Genomic DNA, 20,472 nt, shown 5'->3' with positions numbered 1-20,472 from the left:
GGATATTAGTCCTGCTTTCTGAAGACCAGTTTGCAGTCGTCCATGCTGTCGACGATGGCCAGACTGGTTACATCGTAGCCCTGCTCGCGGAGTTCATCTCCGCCGTGCTGGAATCCCTTTTCGATGGCGATGCCGATGCCGGCAACTTCTGCGCCGGCCTGGCCGCAGATGTCCAGAAGTCCGTGCATGGCTTTTCCGGTTGCCATGAAGTCGTCGATAATCAGGACCTTGTCGTCCGGACCCAGATACTTCTTTGACAGGGTGATGTCGTAATCTTTATCGTAGGTATAGGAATGAACACGGGAGGTGAAGACATCTCCGTCGATGTTCTTGCTTTTTGCTTTTTTGGCAAAAACGAACGGAATCTTGAAATACTGCGCGGTAAGTGCCGCGATGGCAATTCCGGATGATTCGATGGTCAGAATGCGAGTGATGCCGCTGTTGCCATATTTTTTATAAAAGGCTTCACCGATCTGATCCAGAACGGAAACGTCAATCTGGTGATTGAGAAACGAGTCAACCTTCAGGATATTTCCCGGACGGACGTGACCGTCTTTCAAAATTCGTTCTTCAAGAAAATTCATCTGCTCCTCCTGTGTACTGTAATATCTGTTAAATGGTTGACATCTATTATACTTGATTCTGCCGGGCCAGGCAATTCTAAAGGGAAATTTTCTGCAGCAGATCGGAAAGTATGCAGAAGAAAGAGCTTATTATGTACATAATATACTTATGAATAGAAGATTACTTGGGTATTCATGCAAAACCACTGACTGGACCTGACCGCCAGGCTAGTAAAAATGCGGAAGGATTTTACAAAATGGTAAAGAAATCCTGTATACAGATATGATAGAATATGAACATCACCCTTCTGCGCCGCCGGATACGGAAGCGGAAGGAATGAAATACAGACAGAGGAAGTTGAATGTAATGAAGGACTATAAATATATATTCTGGGATCTGGACGGGACGATTATCAACAGTTACAACGGCGTGACCAGGAGCGTGCAGTATGCGCTTTCGAAGTTCGGCATTGATGAACAGGATCCGGATACGCTCCGCCGCTACATCGGTCCGCCTCTTCGGGATTCTTTTCAGAAGATTTCCGGACTGACGAGGGAGCAGGCGGATCAGGGCCTGGATTATTACCGGGAGCGCTATAATAAGATCGGGCTGTACGAGTGCGATCTCTTTCCTCAAGTAAAGGAGACGCTTCAGTATTATCAGACAAAGGGTAAAGTGCAGTTTCTGTCATCATCGAAACCGGAAGTCATGTGCCGGAAAATCCTGCACAATCTCAAGGTGGATCACTGTTTTGACGAGATCGTCGGCGCCAGCCTGGACGGGAAAATCGATACCAAGCAGGAAGTTCTGCATGAAGCCTTCTGCCGTGCAGAATCCTACAGCGGAAAGAAACGTCCTCCTTTTCAGAAAGACGATGTTGTCCTGATCGGAGACACAAAATTTGATGCTGCCGGAGCCAGACAGTGCGGAATTGACTGCATCGGTGTGGAATATGGTTTTGGAACGGATGAAGAGCTCCGGGAGAACGGGGTGCTGGGGATTGCGGATGATCTTCAGGATCTCCGGAAAATGCTTCCATAAGGTGAATCGATCAGCTATCAGAAGGGGGCTGCCTGCGGGGACAGCCGGCGGAATCCCGTGTTTGGATGCAGGTACATAATCTTGCGCGGTATGTTTTGTCGGATGAACAAGAAATGAAAATAATCTGCCTGTTATCCCAAAAAATACCGCGCCCTTCCATTCAGAAGTGGGGATGTGTGTTATAATTTCAGATGGGTTAAGGATTTGGATTGATTTTAAATGGAGGAGAGAATATGTATACGAAAGAAAATTTTCTGGAAGCTGCAAAGATCGTCAAAGAGGTCACTCTGCCGACGAATCTGATCCACAGTGAGTTTTACAGCAAGATGACGGGCGCAGATGTCTATCTGAAGCCGGAAAACCTGCAGCGCACAGGCGCCTATAAGGTACGTGGTTCTTATTATAAGATCAGCAAGATGAGTGAAGAGGACCGTGCAAAGGGTCTGGTTACGGCATCTGCAGGAAATCACGCGCAGGGCGTTGCTTATGCGGCACAGAAGTTCGGCTGCCGTGCAGTCATCGTTATGCCGGTGGGAACTCCGCTGATCAAGGTTAAGAGAACCAGGGCTTACGGTGCTGAGGTTGTCCTCTACGGAGATGTCTACGATGACGCTTACGCATATGCACAGAAACTCGCTGACGAGCAGGGTCTGACCATGGTTCACCCGTTCGATGATTTCGATGTATCTACTGGTCAGGGTTCCATTGCTGTTGAGATTCTGGATGAGCTTCCGGATGCAGATATGATTCTGGCACCGATCGGTGGCGGCGGACTGTCCACAGGAGTTGCGGTCTGCGCCAAGATGCTGAAGCCGGAGATTGAAGTCATCGGTGTGGAGCCGAGAAAGGCAGCAAGCATGACAGCGGCTCTGGAAGCCGGACATCCGGTTGAGCTGGCCAGCGCGACAACCATTGCTGACGGAACTGCCGTAAAGAAGGTTGGCGAGAATGTGTTCCCGTATGCAAGAGATAATATCGACAGAGTTCTCTGTGTAGATGATGAGGATCTGGTTGGTTCCTTCATCGATATGGTTGAAAACCACAAGCTGATCGTTGAGAATTCCGGGCTGCTGAGCGTATCCGCTCTCAAGCAGATGGACCTGAAGGGAAAGAAAGTCGTCTGCATCCTGAGTGGCGGAAACATGGATGTTACCACCATGGGCTCCATGATCGAGAATGGTCTGATTCAGAGAGGCCGTGTATTCACTGTAACGGTCCGCGTTCCGGACAAGCCGGGTCAGCTCGCTGAGATGACGAGAATTGCGGCAGAGCATAAGGCCAACATTCTCCGCATCGACCACAACCGCTGGGTAAGCACTAACCGTGCACAGGCCGTTGAAGTCAGCGTAACCTTCGAGTCCTTCGATGCAGAGCATAAGAAAGAAATCATGGATGCTCTGACCGGCGCGGGATTCTCTCTGAACGAGGTTGGCGTAAGAATGTAATTCTCTGCGGGAAATGCCATTTTTCCAGAGAAGCGGGAGAATCTTAAATATTATTAAGAATCGATTTGCTTTTTCTTAAGAACTATATTAGAATAAGGGAAAAGTCTGCGGGCGGAATAAGTATTTATTCTGCCCGTTCTTTGTTATCAGGACCAAAATATACCTACAAGAGGCCGGCAATGCTGAATGCCGGTCTGCGCATGACTTGCAGAGAGGAGAGAACGTAATGATCAGCTTCACCGGATCCCCGGAAAACAAAAATTCCGGACATGAAGGAAGTGAAAAAGGTAATCGGCCTTTTCAGCATACAGCCAGAGAGGCCGCAGCTGTAGTGCTGACGATGGCAATGGCAGCAGCACTTGCAGTTCCTTCCTTCAGCTACGCGGACACAGCAGCGTCCGATTCAACGGATACTTCCGTGACGCCTGTCACGACGACTGTAACTGGATTTGCGTCTTCGCATAACCGGAAAGATTACACAAAAACCATGACGGATACCATCAGGGTCGCTCCGGCATACGGCCGCACCGTCAGGCTTTATCACTATAATCCGGATACAAAAAAGTGGGTAAAGGACAGCAGCTATACCACGGGTGATACCTACCAGGCAAAGGTAAAACTGGTGTTCAGTGATTACTGGAAAAGCAGAAGCACGACCAAATATAGGATTGTCATGGATGCCGTCAAAGGCGATGGTTCTTCCTATTCCGGTGACAGCACTTCTAAGGAAGCCATGGAGTCTGCGGGTGCGTCGAAGCTCTCTTCCAAGACGACCACGACCTTCAATCCGGTATCCGCGAAAACCGCGGTGGTCATGAATGCCGACACGCATGAGCTTGTCTACCAGAAAAATGCGGATACTGAGAGAAAACCTTCCAGCATGACCAAGATGATGACCGCAATTCTCCTTCGTGAGAACTTTACGCTCGGTCATAAGGTAAAGATCACCTCCGAAGCGGCCAATACCCCTTGGGGAATCGGGCTGAAGGCAGGAGATACGATGACCGTGAGAAACCTGCTCTATGCGATGCTGCTTCCTTCTGCCAACGACGCGGCCTGCGCCGCAGGAATAGCAGTCGGCGGAAGCACCAGCAATTTTGCTTCGATGATGAACGACAAGGCAGAGGAGCTGGGCTGCAGCAGAACCGTGTATAAGAACGCACACGGCCTGGACACGACCGGAAATTACTCTACAGCCAGAGACCAGGCTCTGATCGGAAGCTACATCATGACCGCATCAGATATGAATGCTCTGCGCAGTATTGCAAAGAAGAAGAGCAAGGTCATTTATTCCGGAAAAGGCAGAAAGTATACCCTGTACAGCACAGATGCGCTTCTCGGAACGGGAACCTTCCAGGGACTGAAGACGGGAACGACAACCCTGGGCGGATATTCCTTCTGCGGCGCCTACACGGTAGACGGTCAGATGTATGTCAGCGTCGTCATGGGATCCTCCTCTTCTTCCGCCCGCTTCAGCGACACGAAAACGCTGGCCGGCCTGACAGAATACCTGGAAGACGCACAGAATTAGCATACTGAAGCGCACTTTTCGGGAGAATGTGTGAAGGAAGTCTGAAAAGTAAACGAGGGTGTAAAGTATTAGTGGGAGGTTAGAAACTGGAAAAGGGATCTCCAAGTGCTAAGATAAAAGTGAAGAAATTACATCTATGCACTCGAAAGGAGATCCCTATGCCATCTATTATACATGAAATTGCAGCTGAATTCCTGGAAAATATTCTGGAAACACTAAAACCTCACGAAGGAATGAATTGGGAGGAAACCAGCGCAAAACTCATGAAGTACTGCAGGGAAACAACCGCCAGGTTCATTCGTGCGGCAGCAGAGGGATTTGATCAGGAATTGAGGAATGACAAAGCTGGCCGGAAACAACTCGGACTCACGATCAAAGCCAGAGGCAGGAAACGGACAATTTATACAGAATTTGGGACGATCGGGATCGAACGGAGCTATTACTATGACAAGAACAGCGGGAAGCACCGGTTTCTTCTGGATGAGATTCTTGGACTGCCAAAGTATGAACGTGTTGACCGGGTCGTAGGAAAGAAGCTGGCTGAAAATGCAGCCTGTGTATCCTATGCGAAGAGTTCTGAGATCGTGACGGGAGGTGAACTGAGCAGACAAACGGTAAGGAACTGTATCATGAAGGTGAATGTTCCAGAGACCGCAGTACCAGAGGTGAAGCGAAAGGTCAGTGTGCTCCATGTTTTTGCTGACGAGGATCACGTGCACATGCAGAAAGCAGGAAAGAAGCCCGGAAAACGGAGCAGAATCGTGCCACTGGTGACAGTGACAGAAGGAATCCGGATGATCGGCACCCATCGGAATGCGACGGTAGAGCCGGTAAGCTTCGTCGATGAAGAGTTCAATACCAGACGTCTGTGGAAGACGGTAGAGGGATTTATCGAGAAGAAATATGACATGGATGTGCTGGAGAAAATCGTGCTGCATGGAGACGGCGGGAACTGGATCCGGAATGGTCTGGACGATTTTTGTCATGTAGTTCACGTTATGGATGGTTTTCATTTCCAGAAGGCCCTTCGGTCACTGGCAGTCAGGTTTCCAAAGAGAAGAGTGAAGAAAGTGATCATGGATGCTGTGAAGGGAAATGATCAAAGCAGAGCTGACCGGTGCATACAGGAACTGCTGGATGACGCGAAGGAAGACAAGGAGCTGACAGAAAAAGTCAACGGATTCGGTGTCTATCTGAATGGGAACTGGAAGCCAATCGTGAATCGTTTCAAGAAGGATATGCCGGGAAGCTGTACAGAAGGACTGGTTAGTCATATTCTGTCGAAACGGTTCAGTCGTGAGCCGCAGGGATGGAGCGATGAAGGGCTCGGAAGACTGAGTGACATCAGAGTGTATCTGATCAATGGCGGTGAACTGAAGGCGAGTGATCTGCAGAAAAAAGAGCCTGAGAATATTCTCCGGGAGAAGTACGCTGAATATGCGGACCGTGTCATCCAGCATGCGGAAAAAGAACTGCATGACTGGAGTATTTTTGACGGAGAGCCTATTGTCATGGACGGAGCTTCCGGAACTCAGATGCTGATCAAGAGCTGTGGAGCAGTAAGAGAACTGCTAAGCTGATTGAACGTGAGACTGTAATGCAGCCTGATGCCTGGACTTCTGAGCGCCTCGCTGCCAGACGATCGACGGCCTGAATCCGGGGAAGGAAACAGCTGTGTGGAATGGAACCGTTCCGGGCATGAAATGCACGGAAACGGTGACAGGACACACAGGGCGTACCGAGGACGGGTCCGAAGGTACGCAGCCCGGAGAAGGCCGGCGGAGTCGGAAGCGTGAGCATGCGCGAAGGGAGCCGGGAGGCGTTCCAGGCACAGGCTGCGTACAGCTCACAAAACAACTTGGAGATCTGTCAACAAAAACTCCCACTAGCTCTTGACACCATCAAAGTAAACGGTCAGATGGACGGCAGCGGAATATCTGTGTTACAATAAAAAAATAGAAAGAAGGTGCTGAACGATGAAGAAGTTTGTCAAGCTTGTAATCAGCCGGGACTTTAATCAGGAGCTGACCGTTGATGTCATGGATTTTCCGGGTGGAAAAAAAGAAGGCAGTCCGCGTAAGCGGTTCACGCTTACCCTTGACTACGGGAAATATGATGTTTCACCGCTTCTGAAAGAACATAAGACACTGGATCAGGCCGTTGAACATTACCGTGACCAGCTGTACAGAAGCGTGGCAGGCCTGCTGATGACCGACTGGGAGTGCGCGGAGGAAGATCTGAATACCATTCTGACCACAATCAGAGAAAAGATCGCTCCGTATTTTCAGTAATAGATTTATTCGTTATTTATTTTTATTGGAATGGGGGACCCATGGAAACAGAAAACCTGAACAATCAGAACACAACAGAAGAAAATATCGTGTCCGCAGAGGAAGCGAAGGCAGAGACAAAAAAGACAGGCAAGAATAAAAAGGCCGGCAGCAAGGGCTCAGGCAGATGGCTGCAGATCTGTCTTCTGGTCCTGTCGCTTATTTTCGCCGCTATGTTTGTCTACTCCCTGATTTACAATATTATGTACATCAAGAGCTATGCATCCAACTATGGCGTAAGCGTTTCCAGCATCATGGGACAGGCGGTCAGTCAGATCCTTTCTTCCTGTCTTCCGTATGCAGCCTATACGGCACTGACCTTTACGGCATACAAGATTCTGGCCATTCTCACAGGAAAGCAGGAGAAATAGCAGAGGCAGAGAATTTAACGGATACAGACGGAACTGTGTTAAGTATTCCATTCCATGAAAAAGAGACCAGAAAAGGTCCGGGCAGAATGAAGCTGTCCGGACCTTTTTGTGTCCTGCAGGAAAAGGAATTCGTTCCCGAGACGGTCACACAGCCTCTTTCTCCTGGCGGTTTTCTTTTGTCTGATTCAGAAAGAAAAACCCGTGAAGCCGGATGACTCCACGGGTTCAATCAGGATTCAGCAGACTGAATCTTTATTTCTCTGTATTTTCTGTTGTGTAATGATGCTTATGCGTATTGCTCTCTTCTACAACAGTCGTTCCGCCAAGGAAGGTCGGCAGGCTCTTTCCCTTTCTCTTCCAGGAAAGATACTCTGCAGTTGCCGTCCAGAGAACGTCTCCGGAAGAGTTCAGCGCAGTTTCCAGAGCGTCCTGAACAACGCCGACAATGAAGCCGACAGCAACAACCTGCATGGCGATTTCGTTGGAAATGCCGAACAGTGAGCAGGCCATCGGGATCAGCAGCAGAGAACCTCCGGCAACTCCGGATGCACCGCATGCAGCGAATGCGGACAGAATACAAAGGACGATCGCAGATGGAAGGTCAACGTTGATGCCCAGTGTATGTGCGCAGGCCATGGTCATGACGGAAATGGTTACGGATGCTCCGTTCATGTTGATGGTGGATCCCAGCGGGATGGATACGGAGTACATGTCCTCATCCAGACCGAGGCGCTTGCAGAGTCCCATGTTTACCGGGATGTTCGCCGCGGAACTTCTGGTGAAGAATGCGGTAATCGCAGAACCCTTGATGCATCTCCAGAGCAGAGGATACGGGTTTCTTCTCAGTACGATGAACTCGATCAGCGGGTTGACCAGCAGTGCTGCAGTCAGCATGCATCCGACCAGGAGCAGAAGCAGCTTTCCGTAGGTTGTGAAAATGGAAAGTCCGTTTGTGGATACGTTGGTGTAAACGATACCCATGATTCCGAACGGTGCGAAGTTGATGACCCAGCGTACACCCTGCTGAACCGCGTCGGAAAGGTCTTTCATGAAACGCTGTGAATTCGGTGCGGCAAAACGCTTCAGAGCAAGGCCGAAAATCACGGCCCATGCCAGAATGCCCAGGTAATTGGCATTGATCAGCGCATTGACCGGGTTATCGACGATATTCATCAGCAGATTGTGGACAATCTGTCCAAACCCCTGAACGACGCTGTCTGCGTGATAAGCCTTGGCGAATTTAATCGTCTGCGGAAACATAAAACTTCCGATAACTGCGACAACGCCGCCCATCGATGTACCAATCAGGTACAGAACGATGACTGTGCCGAAACGGCGGTCCAGCTTGCTGGACCCCTGACATAGTGCTGCAATAACGATGACGAATACCAGAACCGGCGCGATGGCTTTCAGTGCTCCGACGAACAGATCTCCGAGAATGGAGATGGCTGCCAGATGCTTGAAGGCGACACCAAGCACAGCTCCGATAACCAGCCCGATAATGATGCGGATGATCAGACTCGTATCATTATATTTGTGGGCAATCGCTTTTAGAACTGTCATAATGGTCCTCCTAACCAAATGTAAAAGTGATTGGATAAATTACATATTTATTTTACAACATATTTTTGTACTTGAAAACAGAAAAGACACGATAATTTTTTACTTTTTGCCATATTTTATGTACAGAATACAGTATACAATGCTGAAAACAGTGCACTGTCACTATTTGCGCAATGCAGCCGCAGCAGTTTTGACGGCAGATGTACCATTCTTGCGGCCGGTGAAAATTTGCGTGTTTTCGTGACAAAACAATAACTTAACAAGAGATTGACGGCAGTTTTGTTATCCGCTTCTGCCTTATAACCGCAAAACTCTGCAGTCTGCAGTATCTTCACGAGTGTAATTAAATAATTGAGATTTATTTCTGTAAATTTTCACAATTAAGGATGCATTAGTCACGCCTGGATGGTATAATAGGAAATGTATCAAAGAGAATTCATTTATAGTTGAAATATATAATGTACAATTAATAACTAAAGGAAAGGAATGTCACGATGCTTGAAAAGACAAATATCAAGAAGGCGAGACTCCTGTATATTCTGAGGCTGCTTTATGAGAAGACGGATAAGGATCATCCAGTAACGACGAATGAAATTCTGGAGTATATCAATTCTCTGGGAATGACAGCGGAGAGAAAAACCATCAAAACCGATATGAATCTGCTGATGGATATTGGCTATAAGATTGTGTTTATGAAAAGCTCGCCAAATCGTTACTACCTTGAAGAGCACGCTTTGTCCTACGATGAAATGAAGCTGCTGAAAGATGTAATCCTGTCATCTCCGCTTCTGACGGATAAGGAAGCCGAAAAACTGACGGAGAAAATCGCGAAGATGGGAAGCTGTTATCAGCATGATGCGCTGATGGGTCATGCTTCGGTTCTGCGTCACGCGCACCGCGATGAATCGCTGGAACTGGATGAGTATGCGGCAGTCAGCGATGCCATCGACAGGGGAAAGAAGATTCTGTTCCGCTATCTGGAATATACGCCGGACAAGCAGAGGGTTCTGCGCCATGACGGTGAAGTCTATAAGGCAACGCCGTACGCCTTCTGGTGTGATGAGTCGGGATGTCATCTGATCGCCTGGCTGGAGAAGCTGCAGGGAATTGCAGAATTCAGAGCGGAAAGACTGGAGAACGTTGAGGTTCTGGATGAAGACGGAGCTCCGCTGCCGGAGGGCATGGATCTGATGGATTACAGAAACAGGATTTTCGATCCGTTTAATGAGGACACAGTTTCTGTACAGCTGCTCTGTGAGAATTCCGTTATGAACGATATTATCGCAAAGTTCGGTGAAAATGTTAACACGCATACCATCAGCCGTAATCGTTTCCAGGTGACAGCAGCCGCGCAGCTCGGCCCTTCCTTCTATGCCTGGGTATTTAAATTCGGCGGAAAGGTGCAGATTAAGAGCCCGAAGCGTGCAGCTTCAGAATTCCAGCGCATGATTTATGCGCAGATGCGTTAGAGGCTGATGATGGGCACTTGTATCAATGTATATTTTATGCGGCACGGAGAGACGCCCTACAACCGTCAGCATCTGCTTCAGGGACAGAGAGACATCGCGCTGAATGAAGCGGGAAGAAAACAGGCGGAAGAGGCGTCAGAATGGTGCAGAAAGAGGGGCATCCGATTCTGCAGAGTCTATGCCAGTCCGCTGGACCGCGCCAGGGAGACCGCGGCTCTGGTCAGCGGATTTCCGGAAAAACAGATCATCACGGAAAAGCAGATCATCGAGATCGATTTTGGTCCGGTAGAAGGTAGAAAGTGGGAGGACCTGTCGGATGAGGAAATGGATTATATCAATGATCCGTGGAAGGGGAAGCCGATTGACGGCGTAGAAAGTGCGGATCACCTGATTGCCCGGGTCAGTGTCTTCCTTGATGCTTTGCGCAGGTCTGCAGGGAAAATTTCTGCGGACGGTGTGAAAACTGAGGGAATCGAATCTCCGTTTTCTTCAGGAGAGCACCCGGAAGAGAAATCTGTACTGGTGGTCACGCACGGCATGGCACTTCACGGGATTCTCACGGCACTGACGAAAGACCGCGGCCTCTGGAAGGTTCCGCTGGGAAACTGCTGTATTTTCCATTCCCGTCTGGATGAGGAGAATGGATATTCCATGCCGGAGCGGCTGACCCCGCCAGTGCCGACATTCCGGTAAAAACCGGTAATTAACCGATGCTTTCGATCGCATGCAGCAGGGCGGTCAGGGCATTCTATTCGTTATAGGAAAACAGGCAGGCGAATCATTTCCCCGCTCGCGGACATACAGCCGCGGACGGGGATTTTGTTATTTTGCACAAAAAACTGTGCAGAAATTGTCAGATGCGGTTGACAGATTGATAAATCTATGAGACACTAATTACCATAATAAACAGAAGAGATAGAGGCGCACCCGCTAATGAGTAGGTTTTCCTTATGGATGTACATATCCGGGAAACGGAAAGGTAGGGGTGCCGAGGTTGAATCTTTCATGTACGGGAGATTTCAGCTGGGCGTACAGAATAACATCTGTGCGACTGTCGCAGAGCGCGGATTTATTAAAGGCGCGTGAAGAATGCGGAGCGCTATCCTGGATTATTACCCTGGCGTGTTGTTTTTTGTCGTATGTGCAGCCCTTCCCGGAAGGGGGAGACTGAGTATGACGGAGCACGTTCCGTGCAGGAATTGTTCAGGCAGCTGATTTCGCATCAGCTGTTTATTTTTATGTCATTATCATTTTATCAAAGTTTCTAACTGAAGAGAGAGGAGATTGCTCATGAGTAATCAACAAGAAAAGAAGAGCAGACGAGGCATGGCCAGTCTGATCGCCTTCGGCGTGGTAATCGTGTTCCTGATTATTGCGGCGATGGTAACGACCAAGGCCAGTGCCAGAAACTCGGCATGGTCTCTGGTTCCGCCGATTATCGCCATCGGCCTTGCTCTTGTAACAAAGGAAGTATACAGTTCCCTGTTTGTCGGAATTATCGCCGGAGGTCTTCTGTATTCCGGATTTAGTTTTGCGGGAACCATGAACCACGTCTATAAGGACGGACTGATCGCATCCCTGTCTGACCACTACGACGTTGGAATCCTGATTTTCCTGGTCATTCTGGGTGTGCTGGTTGCACTGATGAACAAGGCAGGAGGGTCTGCAGCGTTCGGAAAGTGGGCGTCGAAGCATATCAAATCGAGAAGGGGAGCATCCATTGCGACGATTGTCCTCGGCATTCTGATTTTCATCGACGATTATTTTAACTGCTTGACAGTAGGATCTGTTATGCGTCCAATCACAGACCACCACCATATTTCCAGAGCCAAGCTCGCCTATCTGATCGATGCAACGGCTGCGCCGGTCTGTGTGATCGCCCCGATTTCTTCCTGGGCTGCAGCGGTTTCCGGTATGGTAAAAGGGCATAATGGCTTTACTGTATTTATTCAGTGTATTCCATATAACTTCTATGCGCTGCTGACCATCGTGTTCATGTTTTCTATTGTAATGACACAGACAGAGTTTGGCCCGATGGTTGCGCATGAAAGAAATGCGATCCACAATAACGACCTGTATACAACACAGGAGCGCCCTTATCCGGAAGAATCTGAAATTCCAAACAGCAGAGGAACGGTTGCGGATATGGTGATTCCGATCATCGTGCTGATTATCTGCTGCGTACTCGGTATGATCTATACCGGAGGATTCTTCTCGGGAACATCACTGGCTAAGGCATTTGCAGGAAGTGACGCATCTGTCGGACTGGCATACGGCTCCTTCTTCGCACTGGTCTTCACTCTGATCTTCTACATGGCACGCAGAATCATGAGCTTTGAAGAATTCATGGACTGCGTTCCGGAAGGATTCAAAGCCATGGTAGCCCCGATCCTGATTCTGACCTTTGCATGGTCCCTGAAGGCCATGACGGACAGCCTCGGATCTACCGTATTCGTAAAGCACTTCGTACAGACATATGCATCCAGCTACATGTCCCTGCTGCCGGCAGTTGTATTCATTATCGGCTGCATCCTGGCGTTTGCTACTGGTACATCCTGGGGAACATTCGGAATCCTGATTCCAATCGTCACCGGAATCTTCGGGTCTTCCGATTATAAACTGATGATCATTGCGATTTCCGCCTGCATGGCCGGCGCGGTTTGCGGAGATCACTGCTCACCGATTTCTGATACAACGATCATGTCCTCCGCGGGAGCACAGTGCTACCACATGAACCACGTATCCACACAGCTTCCATACGCGATGACCGTAGCAGCAATATCCTGTATTACCTACGTCATTGCCGGATTCACCAGAAGCGCCTGGATTTCCCTCCCATGCGGCATCCTCATGGTCATCCTGGCCCTGCTCTTCATCCGCAAGATCAACCCGAACGACGACATGAGAACCGCAGCCATCGGAGCCGTAGACGCAGATACGCTATAGGGAGAACTAGCCTTGCGACTGGCGAGCCGCACGTCGTAATGGCGCTTGTTCTCATGAGCGGGAGCGCAAGCGAACCGCGAATGATGAGAAGGCCTTATGCTTTCGCCGCCTGAGAGAGCGAGCCAAAGGCGAAGCTCGATCAGCAAGCGGAACGTCGTATATATCCAAGATACCGATGACCAAGAGACGAGTGCATAGCCACCCGTCTCTTTTACGTGTTTGGAGTCGGGAAACCCGCCCAAAAGGAGCCATTTCCCGACTCTGTTTTTTTTCAGTCGGGAAATCCGGCCTTCATGGTGATTTTCTCGACCCATTCCTACTACACCAACCTGTACATGCAGTACAGCTTTATCCGAGATAAAGGTGAGATGCATTTCACCCCGCCGGTACAGACTATCTACGCTGCCCGTCAGGCCATTAAAGAATACTGGCAGGAAGACATCGACGGATTCAATCAGGCAATGGAAGACAGCCTGAAGGAAATGGGCGTCAGACTTCCTCTTGAAAAGTAAATTCACTTTCTCATCAATCAGTGACAAAAGTAAAAGGGCGGAATCCTGTGGAAATATTCCTTCAGGATTCCGCCCTTTTCATCAAGGGAAAACGCCTTTTTATGGATTGCAGTTTTTGCACGGACGGTAGCCGTGTTCAATCAGAAATGAGCGTTTCACCCTCATGGTGCGCTTGTTCTTTTCCAGGGTCCGTTTTGCCGAGCTGCAGGACGGCAGGTGGAAGACCCTGGTGTTGACGTTGACGACATATGTATGACGCGCATTGTCGTGGTGTGAAGAAGACTGACTCGAGCTTCCATTGCTGTAGGTCGGCGTGCTTCCGCCGTGAGTGCCGCTTTCACCGTTCGTGGCGGTGCTGCCGCCGGTTGCGTAGTTGATTTTTACACCCGGCTGGACGTTATAGCAGTAAATGTTGAATTTTACGCCGCGGCCGTGGTCTTCAACGGATTCTGCTTCCATGTGGACGCCGCGGGCCACGAGTTCGTGACCTTTGAAGATCGGCGTTACCCGGTACAGGACGTGATTTCCGGAGCGCTTGATGTAGTCTGCGACTTCCGACTCGAATGGCTCCATTCCCTGTACGTTCATGTATCTTGTTCCGGTGATCAGGTTGCGCTCGTTGGCGTTTTCTCCGGTCAGCTGGTAGCCGATAAGGTGGCAGCGGTTGTAGAGATATTTTCCGTCAACAAAGGAATAACGGATGGTGTGCCATCCGGTCGGTTTGATCATGCCGATGCTGCCGCGTTCGGTGGTTGGCATCAGGTCGCGTCCGATGCTGGAAACAGCGGTCGTGCAGCGTCCCAGTGAATCCAGAGAACCATACCTCTCATAAGAGCGTCTGGTCAGCTGGGAAGAGGAGAAGGCCGGAGTATTTCCGTTCAGTGTCGTGTAAGGACTGTTTTTATAGGCCGGAACTTTGGATAAGTTGACGGCGCCGGATGAGCTTCCTGCTTTTACTCCTGATGCATTGGCCGCGCTTGCCGAGACGGCGTGATGCAGTTTTTTCGACCCGTCCTGACGGGAAGTTGTTTTTTCCTGTGATGACGCAGTATTGCTGTGATGCGTGCTGCTTCCGGATGAAGAGGTCGTGCCGCATCCGGCCATCGTAAAGGTCATGGCCAGAGCCAGCAGCAGGGTCAGCAGCAGCCGGCGGCTGCGTTTTGCGGACTTTGACCGCCCTTCCATTTTCTTTTCGTTCATAGTAATTCCCCATTTCATGAATTCTGTGCATAACTTTACCTTAGAAATAATACGGTAAGGTTCTGATTCAGTATACCATGAAAACAAGTGTTCATACTATAGCAATGAAGAATTTTATCTTTTTCCTGAATGCCGGGTGTGACGAATCTGACTGTTTCCCTTCTGATGGATATAGGGTATAATAATTAATACTGTGTTTAAATGGAATGAGAACGTTTGTTTTTTGCAGATGTTCTCTGTGAAATAAGGAATGGGTGTTATTCATGAAGACAATCGGGAAGTTTATCAAGTACTACAGGCCCTACCGCGCGGTTTTCTATTTTGACTTATTCTGCGCGGCCGTGATCAGCATCGTGGATCTGGCCTTTCCGCAGGCGCTCAGAGTGCTGACGAAGACGCTGTTCCTGAAGGATGGTCAGGCGATTCTGCACCGGCTGCCGCTGATTGCGGCGGGCTTCTTCGCTGCCTACATCATTCAGGCCCTTTGTAAATACTACGTCAGCTGTCAGGGCCACATCATGGGCGCCCGGATGGAGCGGGACATGCGGCAGGAACTGTTCGAGCATTATGAGAAGCTGTCCTTCTCCTATTACGACAAAAATAATACGGGTCAGATGATGAGTAAGCTGGTCTCCGACCTGTTTGATATCTCGGAAATGGCCCATCACGGACCAGAAAACCTGTTTATTTCCATCGTCAAGCTGATCGGATCCTTTGTCTTTCTGTTCCTGATTCAGTGGAAACTGGCGTTCATCCTTGCCGGGGTGGTTTTTGTCATGATTCTGGTGAGCCTGAGGCAGAACAACCGGATGCAGATGACTTTCACGGACAACCGCAGAAAGATCGGTGACATCAACGCATCCCTGCAGGATTCGCTGTCGGGAATCCGCATGGTGCAGGCGTTTGCAAATGAAGACATCGAAAAGCAGAAGTTCGATGCCGGAAACGAGGCTTTCCTTGTTTCCAAGAAGGACAATTACCGGGCGATGGGAACCTTCCAGAGCGGAAATACCTTCTTTATCGGCATGATGTATCTGGTGACGCTGGTATTTGGCGGTTATTTCATCGCAAAAGGGGAGATGACAGCGTCGGATCTGGCCATGTACGCCATCTATATAGGAATTTTCATCAGCCCGATTCAGATTCTGGTGGAGCTGACGGAGATGCTGCAGAAGGGCTTCTCGGGATTCAAGCGTTTCCGTGAGGTCATCGAGGCGGAGCCGGAGATCGTCGATGCGCCGGATGCGGAAGATCTGAAGGACCCGGAGGGGGACATCAGCTTCCATCATGTAGCCTTTAAATATGATGAAAATGAAGATGTCTTAAACGATATCGACTTTACCGTTCCGCACGGAGAGTCCATCGCGCTGGTGGGACCTTCCGGCGGAGGAAAGACGACCATCTGCTCCCTCCTTCCGAGATTTTATGATGTGACGAAGGGAAGTATTGAAATCGCCGGGCAGGACGTCCGGAAAATCCGCCTGGAGTCTCTGCGAAAGACCATTGGAATCGTCCAGCAGGATGTCTATATTTTCTCCGGGTCGATAAAAGAAAATATTGCTTATGGAAAGCCGGGCGCTTCTGACGCGGAGATTATCCGTGCTGCAAAAGAAGCGGATCTCCATGAGTTCATTATGTCACTTCCGGACGGATACGAGACTTTTGTAGGCGAGCGGGGAACCAGGCTGTCCGGCGGCCAGAAACAGAGAGTTTCCATCGCGAGGATCTTCCTGAAGAACCCATCGATTCTGATTCTGGATGAGGCGACCAGCGCGCTGGATAATGAAAGTGAGCAGTACATCCAGAAGAGTCTGGAGAAACTGTCGGAGAACCGCACAAGCATCACGATTGCCCACCGTCTGTCGACGATCAGGAATGCGGATGAAATCCTGGTGATTGAAAACGGCGTGATCAGTGAAAGAGGAACGCACAGCCAGCTGCTTCAGCAGGGCGGAACCTACGCGAAGTACTGCCGTCTGGCGGAGAACTAGGACAGATTCTTCCCGGACAGCAGAGAAATGACCGGACCGGTCATCACAGGATAGAAAAGTTCAAAAAAACAGCGATGCCTCCCGGGGAAATAGTAATCCTCAGGAGGCATTTTTTAATGATGCGGGTTACAGTCCGTGATTCCCTTACGCATTCTTTTTTGTCACAAGGCCGATGCTGCCGTAGGCGCAGAAGGCGATAATGTTGCAGATGACGATGCTGGCGCCGCTCGGGGTTCCGAACAGGTAGGAGAGGATCAGGCCGATCCAGACGCAGAGCACGGAAATGACAGAGGAGTTCAGGATGACGGTCCGGAAGGTCTTGCAGAGGCGCATGGAGGTCAGCGGCGGGAAGACGATCAGGGCAGAAATCAGCAGCGCTCCCATCATCCGCATGCCCAGAACGATGACCAGGGCCGTGAGAAGGGCGATGATAATGTTCAGAAGGCCTGCATTGGTTCCGGTCGCTCTTGCAAAGTTCTCGTCGAAGGTGACGGCGAATATCCGGTTGTAAAACAGGATAAACAGAAGCAGGACGACGGCGGAAAGGCAGATGCTGAGGACGATGTCATCGTGGGACATGCTCAGGATACTGCCGAACAGATAGTTATAGACATCGACGTTCATGCCGTTGGTCATGGAGATGATCATGACGCCCACGGCCATGGAGCCGGTGGAAATCAGTGCGATGGCGGCGTCTCCGTTGACGCGGCTGTTCTGGGCGATCCAGAGCATCAGCACGGACGCGGTGACCACAATCGGAATGGCGATGGCCATCGGCGCGGCGTTCAGGGCTGTCGCGAGGGCGAGGGCGCCGAATCCGACATGGGACAGTCCGTCTCCGATCATGGAGTAGCGCTTCAGGACCAGGCTGACCCCCAGCAGCGCCGCGCAGAGAGCGATCAGCGTGCCGGCGATGAATGCGCGGACCATGAAGGGATATTCCAGCATTTCTTTCATCAGACTAAGCATATTCCTCCCCCTTTCTGTTTTCTGATTCCGGCTTTAGCGGCGGAATGGATTCTGCGATACTGGCTGCGTCTTCCAGATGATCCTGATGCTGGCTGAGAAGGCCTGCATCCTCAGATTCTCCGATAAATTTCCGTCCGATGTCACTTTCGATGTATTCTTCCGTCGTGCCGTAGAACAGCTGCTGCTGGTGAAGCTGCAGAATGTGTTTTGCATACTTCAGGGCGGCGTGCATATCGTGGGAAACCATGATAATGGTAATACCTAGCTGCTTGTTAATCCTGTCGATCAGATCATACATTTCCTGTGTAACGACCGGATCCAGGCCTGCCGCTGGCTCGTCCAGAAGGAGAATTTTTCTGGTGGCGCAAAGCGCACGCGCAAGTAGAACCCTCTGTTTCTGTCCTCCGGAAAGTTCTCGGAAACACTTGTTTTTCAGCGGCGTGATGCCCATCCGTTCCATGTTCTGCGCTGCAAGTTTTCTTTCTTTATGGGTGTAGAAGGGGCGCCTCTTCATCTGGTTCAGGCATCCGGACAGCACGACCTCGCTGACACTGGCCGGAAAATCCTTCTGGATCTGTGTGGTCTGCGGAAGGTAGCCGATGTCGCTTGCGCTCAGTCCGTCCCCGTATGTAATGTTCCCGGAAGACGGCTTCTTCAGCTGCAGGAGCCCCTTGATCAGGGTGCTTTTTCCTGCGCCGTTTTGTCCGAGAATATAGAGGTAGTCGCCGTTTTCTACATGAAAGTTCAGGTCTTTCAGTGCGTAGAAGCTGGATTCGTATCTCATGGTTAAGTTTTTGCAGCTAATTAAGTTCATCAGTCATCATCTTTCTTTTCTATATGAATATGTCTGTGTTCTGCAGTATGATTCCGCCGGCAGAAGCTCTGCCGCGCACGGTGCTGCTGCGCTGTGAATCAGTGATTCAGCGCGTAGTTTAAAACTTTTACATTATGCTCCATCATGGACAGGTAGGTCACACCGGCCTGTTTCTGCTTTGCCGTGACATTGTGGCAGGAGTAAAAGGTCATGCGGCGGGCCCCGGTGACTTCGCAGATGGAATTGGCCATCTGGTGGTTCGACAGTTCGATCGTGAACACGACCGGAATGTGGTCTTTCTTTACCTTATCAGTCAGGAAGGACACAGTCTTGGCGCTCGGCTCGGTGTTTGCCGAGCAGCCGGAGAATGCCGCGTAGTATTTCAGCCCCAGTTCATCCGCCAGATACCGGAGTGGGAAACGGTCGGCGAAGATGATTTCTTTCCTCTTCGAATGGGAAACGACCTTTTTAAACTGCCGGTCCAGACGGGAAAGTTTTCTTACGTAAGCCGCAGTATTCGCTCTGTAGTCATCGGCGTGCTTCGGGTCAAGTTTCTGCATTTCCATTGAGATTTTTTTCGTGATCTCAATGGCCTTTACCGGCGAGGTCCAGACGTGTTCGTCCAGATCCTTTGCGTGTTCATTCCGTTCAGCCGGGTTTTCCTGCATGCCTTCGGATTCTTCTTCGGTTACCGTGCTGGTCAGGTCGATCAGCTTGATGGACTTCGGCGCCTTATTTCCCATGGATTGTAAAATCTTCTTTACCCATGTGTCGTTGTCTCCTCCGACATAGATGAAGAGGTCGGCATTCTGGATTTCCCGGATGTCCTTAGGAGTCGGCTCGTAGGAATGGGCCTCTTCACCAGGCTTTAAGAGCATTTTTACCTCCGCATCTTTTCCTCCGATCTGTCTTGCAAAATCGTAGGGGGTAAAGATCGTGGCGACGATTTTCAGCTTGTGGGATGCCGGGGAGGATTTCTCCTTGCCGGCTGTTTTTTGCCTCACGCAGGCAGAAGTGAGTGCCGCCGTGAGGACCAGGAGAAGAGAAAGCAGAATGACGGAAAGTCTGCGCATCTGAATTCTGTTATTTCTCATGGTGATCCGCTTCCTTCTTTTTCTTTTCTTCTTCCTCCAGAAGCCGGCATTCTTCGCAGATGCCATAGAGGACTGTGCGCCCCGGGTCCAGGGTGAACCCGTGTCCCGTCTGGATGTGATCGGTGATTTTCTTCATCTCTTCACAGTGCAGGTGGATCAGGCGGCCGCAGCGTTCGCACATCATGTGGTACTCGCCCGGATGGCAGCGCGTTTCTTCATTTAAATATTCATAGCAGGCGCTCTGTCCGCTGCCATTCTCATATTTCCGGACCTGATTCTCCGCCACCAGCCGGTCCAGGGTCCTGTAAATCGTAGTGGTTCCGATATGTATTCCTTTATCTTCCAGCAGACGCTGAAGAGACCCGGCAGTCACGTGTTTTCCCGGATGCTGCTTCAGATAGTCCAGGATTGCGTCCTTCTGCCGCGTCTTGTATTCTGATTTTGACATTGTTTTCGCTTCCTTCTCGTAAAATGAAAACCGTTTTCAGTTTTATATCATATACAGAAAATGGAAGTTTGTCAACTGCCTGTATACACGCCCTGGTTATTTCTTTTTTTCGTGTGGTATACTTTAGGAGATGCCTTCCGGCGTGCACTGGTGCAGGTGAGACAAAATACTCCCGGGCGGCGGG

General features: G+C 50.1%; 18 protein-coding genes and 1 riboswitch. Of the genes, 11 read left to right on the top strand and 7 right to left on the bottom strand.

What is annotated here, in order from left to right:
- Positions 1-5 precede the first annotated feature (5 nt).
- Positions 6-584 carry a xanthine phosphoribosyltransferase gene (locus tag ACI77B_RS10465; protein ID WP_409336756.1) on the bottom strand — a complete coding sequence of 193 codons (579 nt, stop codon included), beginning with the start codon at positions 582-584 and terminating at the stop codon, positions 6-8.
- Between the two features lie 346 nt (positions 585-930).
- On the opposite strand from ACI77B_RS10465, the gene ACI77B_RS10460 reads away from it, so the two are divergent.
- The 6 genes from ACI77B_RS10460 to ACI77B_RS10435 all read left to right on the top strand — a co-directional run bounded on the left by ACI77B_RS10460 (position 931) and on the right by ACI77B_RS10435 (position 7,282).
- Positions 931-1,605: an HAD hydrolase-like protein gene (locus ACI77B_RS10460; RefSeq protein WP_409336755.1), complete on the top strand. Its 675-nt coding sequence runs from the start codon at positions 931-933 to the stop codon at positions 1,603-1,605.
- A gap of 233 nt (positions 1,606-1,838) precedes the next feature.
- Positions 1,839-3,050: a threonine ammonia-lyase gene (gene ilvA, locus ACI77B_RS10455; RefSeq protein WP_409336754.1), complete on the top strand. Its 1,212-nt coding sequence runs from the start codon at positions 1,839-1,841 to the stop codon at positions 3,048-3,050.
- Between the two features lie 226 nt (positions 3,051-3,276).
- The gene (locus tag ACI77B_RS10450; RefSeq protein WP_409336753.1) at positions 3,277-4,581 is read left to right on the top strand and encodes a D-alanyl-D-alanine carboxypeptidase family protein; all 1,305 of its coding nucleotides are present in this window, start codon (positions 3,277-3,279) and stop codon (positions 4,579-4,581) included.
- 158 nt (positions 4,582-4,739) lie between these two features.
- On the top strand, positions 4,740-6,161 hold the full coding sequence (locus ACI77B_RS10445) for an ISLre2 family transposase (RefSeq protein ID WP_409335832.1): 1,422 nt from the start codon (positions 4,740-4,742) through the stop codon (positions 6,159-6,161).
- A 396-nt stretch (positions 6,162-6,557) separates the two neighbouring features.
- Positions 6,558-6,872, top strand: coding sequence for a hypothetical protein (locus ACI77B_RS10440; RefSeq protein ID WP_409336752.1), 315 nt, complete (start codon positions 6,558-6,560; stop codon positions 6,870-6,872).
- Between the two features lie 41 nt (positions 6,873-6,913).
- Positions 6,914-7,282, top strand: a complete 369-nt coding sequence (locus ACI77B_RS10435; RefSeq protein ID WP_409336751.1) for a hypothetical protein — start codon at positions 6,914-6,916, stop codon at positions 7,280-7,282.
- 252 nt (positions 7,283-7,534) lie between these two features.
- On the opposite strand, the gene sstT is transcribed toward ACI77B_RS10435, so the two are convergent.
- Positions 7,535-8,845 (bottom strand): serine/threonine transporter SstT, encoded by a 1,311-nt coding sequence (sstT, locus tag ACI77B_RS10430; RefSeq protein ID WP_409336750.1) that lies wholly within the window; start codon positions 8,843-8,845, stop codon positions 7,535-7,537.
- A 494-nt stretch (positions 8,846-9,339) separates the two neighbouring features.
- Here sstT and ACI77B_RS10425 point away from each other — a divergent pair, with 494 nt between their 5' ends.
- The 4 genes from ACI77B_RS10425 (at position 9,340) to ACI77B_RS10410 (ending at position 13,772) form a co-directional block, all read left to right on the top strand.
- The gene (locus tag ACI77B_RS10425) at positions 9,340-10,314 is read left to right on the top strand and encodes a helix-turn-helix transcriptional regulator (protein WP_409336749.1); all 975 of its coding nucleotides are present in this window, start codon (positions 9,340-9,342) and stop codon (positions 10,312-10,314) included.
- 6 nt (positions 10,315-10,320) lie between these two features.
- A complete protein-coding gene (locus ACI77B_RS10420) occupies positions 10,321-11,007 on the top strand; it encodes a histidine phosphatase family protein (protein ID WP_409336748.1) in 687 nt (228 codons plus the stop codon).
- A 215-nt stretch (positions 11,008-11,222) separates the two neighbouring features.
- Positions 11,223-11,424, top strand: a riboswitch (Lysine riboswitch).
- 180 nt (positions 11,425-11,604) lie between these two features.
- Positions 11,605-13,260: a Na+/H+ antiporter NhaC family protein gene (locus ACI77B_RS10415; RefSeq protein ID WP_409336747.1), complete on the top strand. Its 1,656-nt coding sequence runs from the start codon at positions 11,605-11,607 to the stop codon at positions 13,258-13,260.
- A gap of 293 nt (positions 13,261-13,553) precedes the next feature.
- Complete coding sequence (locus ACI77B_RS10410) at positions 13,554-13,772, top strand: hypothetical protein (protein ID WP_409336746.1); 219 nt, start codon at positions 13,554-13,556, stop codon at positions 13,770-13,772.
- 99 nt (positions 13,773-13,871) lie between these two features.
- Here ACI77B_RS10410 and ACI77B_RS10405 read toward each other — a convergent pair whose 3' ends face one another.
- Complete coding sequence (locus ACI77B_RS10405) at positions 13,872-14,972, bottom strand: DNA/RNA non-specific endonuclease (RefSeq protein ID WP_409336745.1); 1,101 nt, start codon at positions 14,970-14,972, stop codon at positions 13,872-13,874.
- Between the two features lie 263 nt (positions 14,973-15,235).
- Between ACI77B_RS10405 and ACI77B_RS10400 the strand changes: the two genes are divergently transcribed.
- On the top strand, positions 15,236-16,963 hold the full coding sequence (locus tag ACI77B_RS10400) for an ABC transporter ATP-binding protein (protein ID WP_409336744.1): 1,728 nt from the start codon (positions 15,236-15,238) through the stop codon (positions 16,961-16,963).
- A 144-nt stretch (positions 16,964-17,107) separates the two neighbouring features.
- Here ACI77B_RS10400 and ACI77B_RS10395 read toward each other — a convergent pair whose 3' ends face one another.
- The 4 genes from ACI77B_RS10395 to ACI77B_RS10380 form a co-directional block, all read right to left on the bottom strand.
- Positions 17,108-17,932 (bottom strand): metal ABC transporter permease, encoded by an 825-nt coding sequence (locus ACI77B_RS10395; protein ID WP_409336743.1) that lies wholly within the window; start codon positions 17,930-17,932, stop codon positions 17,108-17,110.
- A complete protein-coding gene (locus tag ACI77B_RS10390) occupies positions 17,925-18,716 on the bottom strand; it encodes a metal ABC transporter ATP-binding protein (protein ID WP_409336742.1) in 792 nt (263 codons plus the stop codon). Before ACI77B_RS10390 ends, ACI77B_RS10395 begins: the two co-directional genes overlap by 8 nt.
- A gap of 128 nt (positions 18,717-18,844) precedes the next feature.
- Entirely contained in the window at positions 18,845-19,840 is a 996-nt protein-coding gene (locus ACI77B_RS10385) for a metal ABC transporter substrate-binding protein (protein WP_409336741.1), read from the bottom strand.
- Entirely contained in the window at positions 19,830-20,288 is a 459-nt protein-coding gene (locus ACI77B_RS10380; RefSeq protein ID WP_409336740.1) for a Fur family transcriptional regulator, read from the bottom strand. Before ACI77B_RS10380 ends, ACI77B_RS10385 begins: the two co-directional genes overlap by 11 nt.
- Between the last annotated feature and the right edge of the window lie 184 nt (positions 20,289-20,472).

This window comes from Eubacterium sp. F2 (assembly GCF_046244355.1).
Taxonomy (GTDB): domain Bacteria; phylum Bacillota; class Clostridia; order Peptostreptococcales; family Anaerovoracaceae; genus Aminicella.
This window is presented reverse-complemented; position numbering and strand designations above follow the sequence as displayed.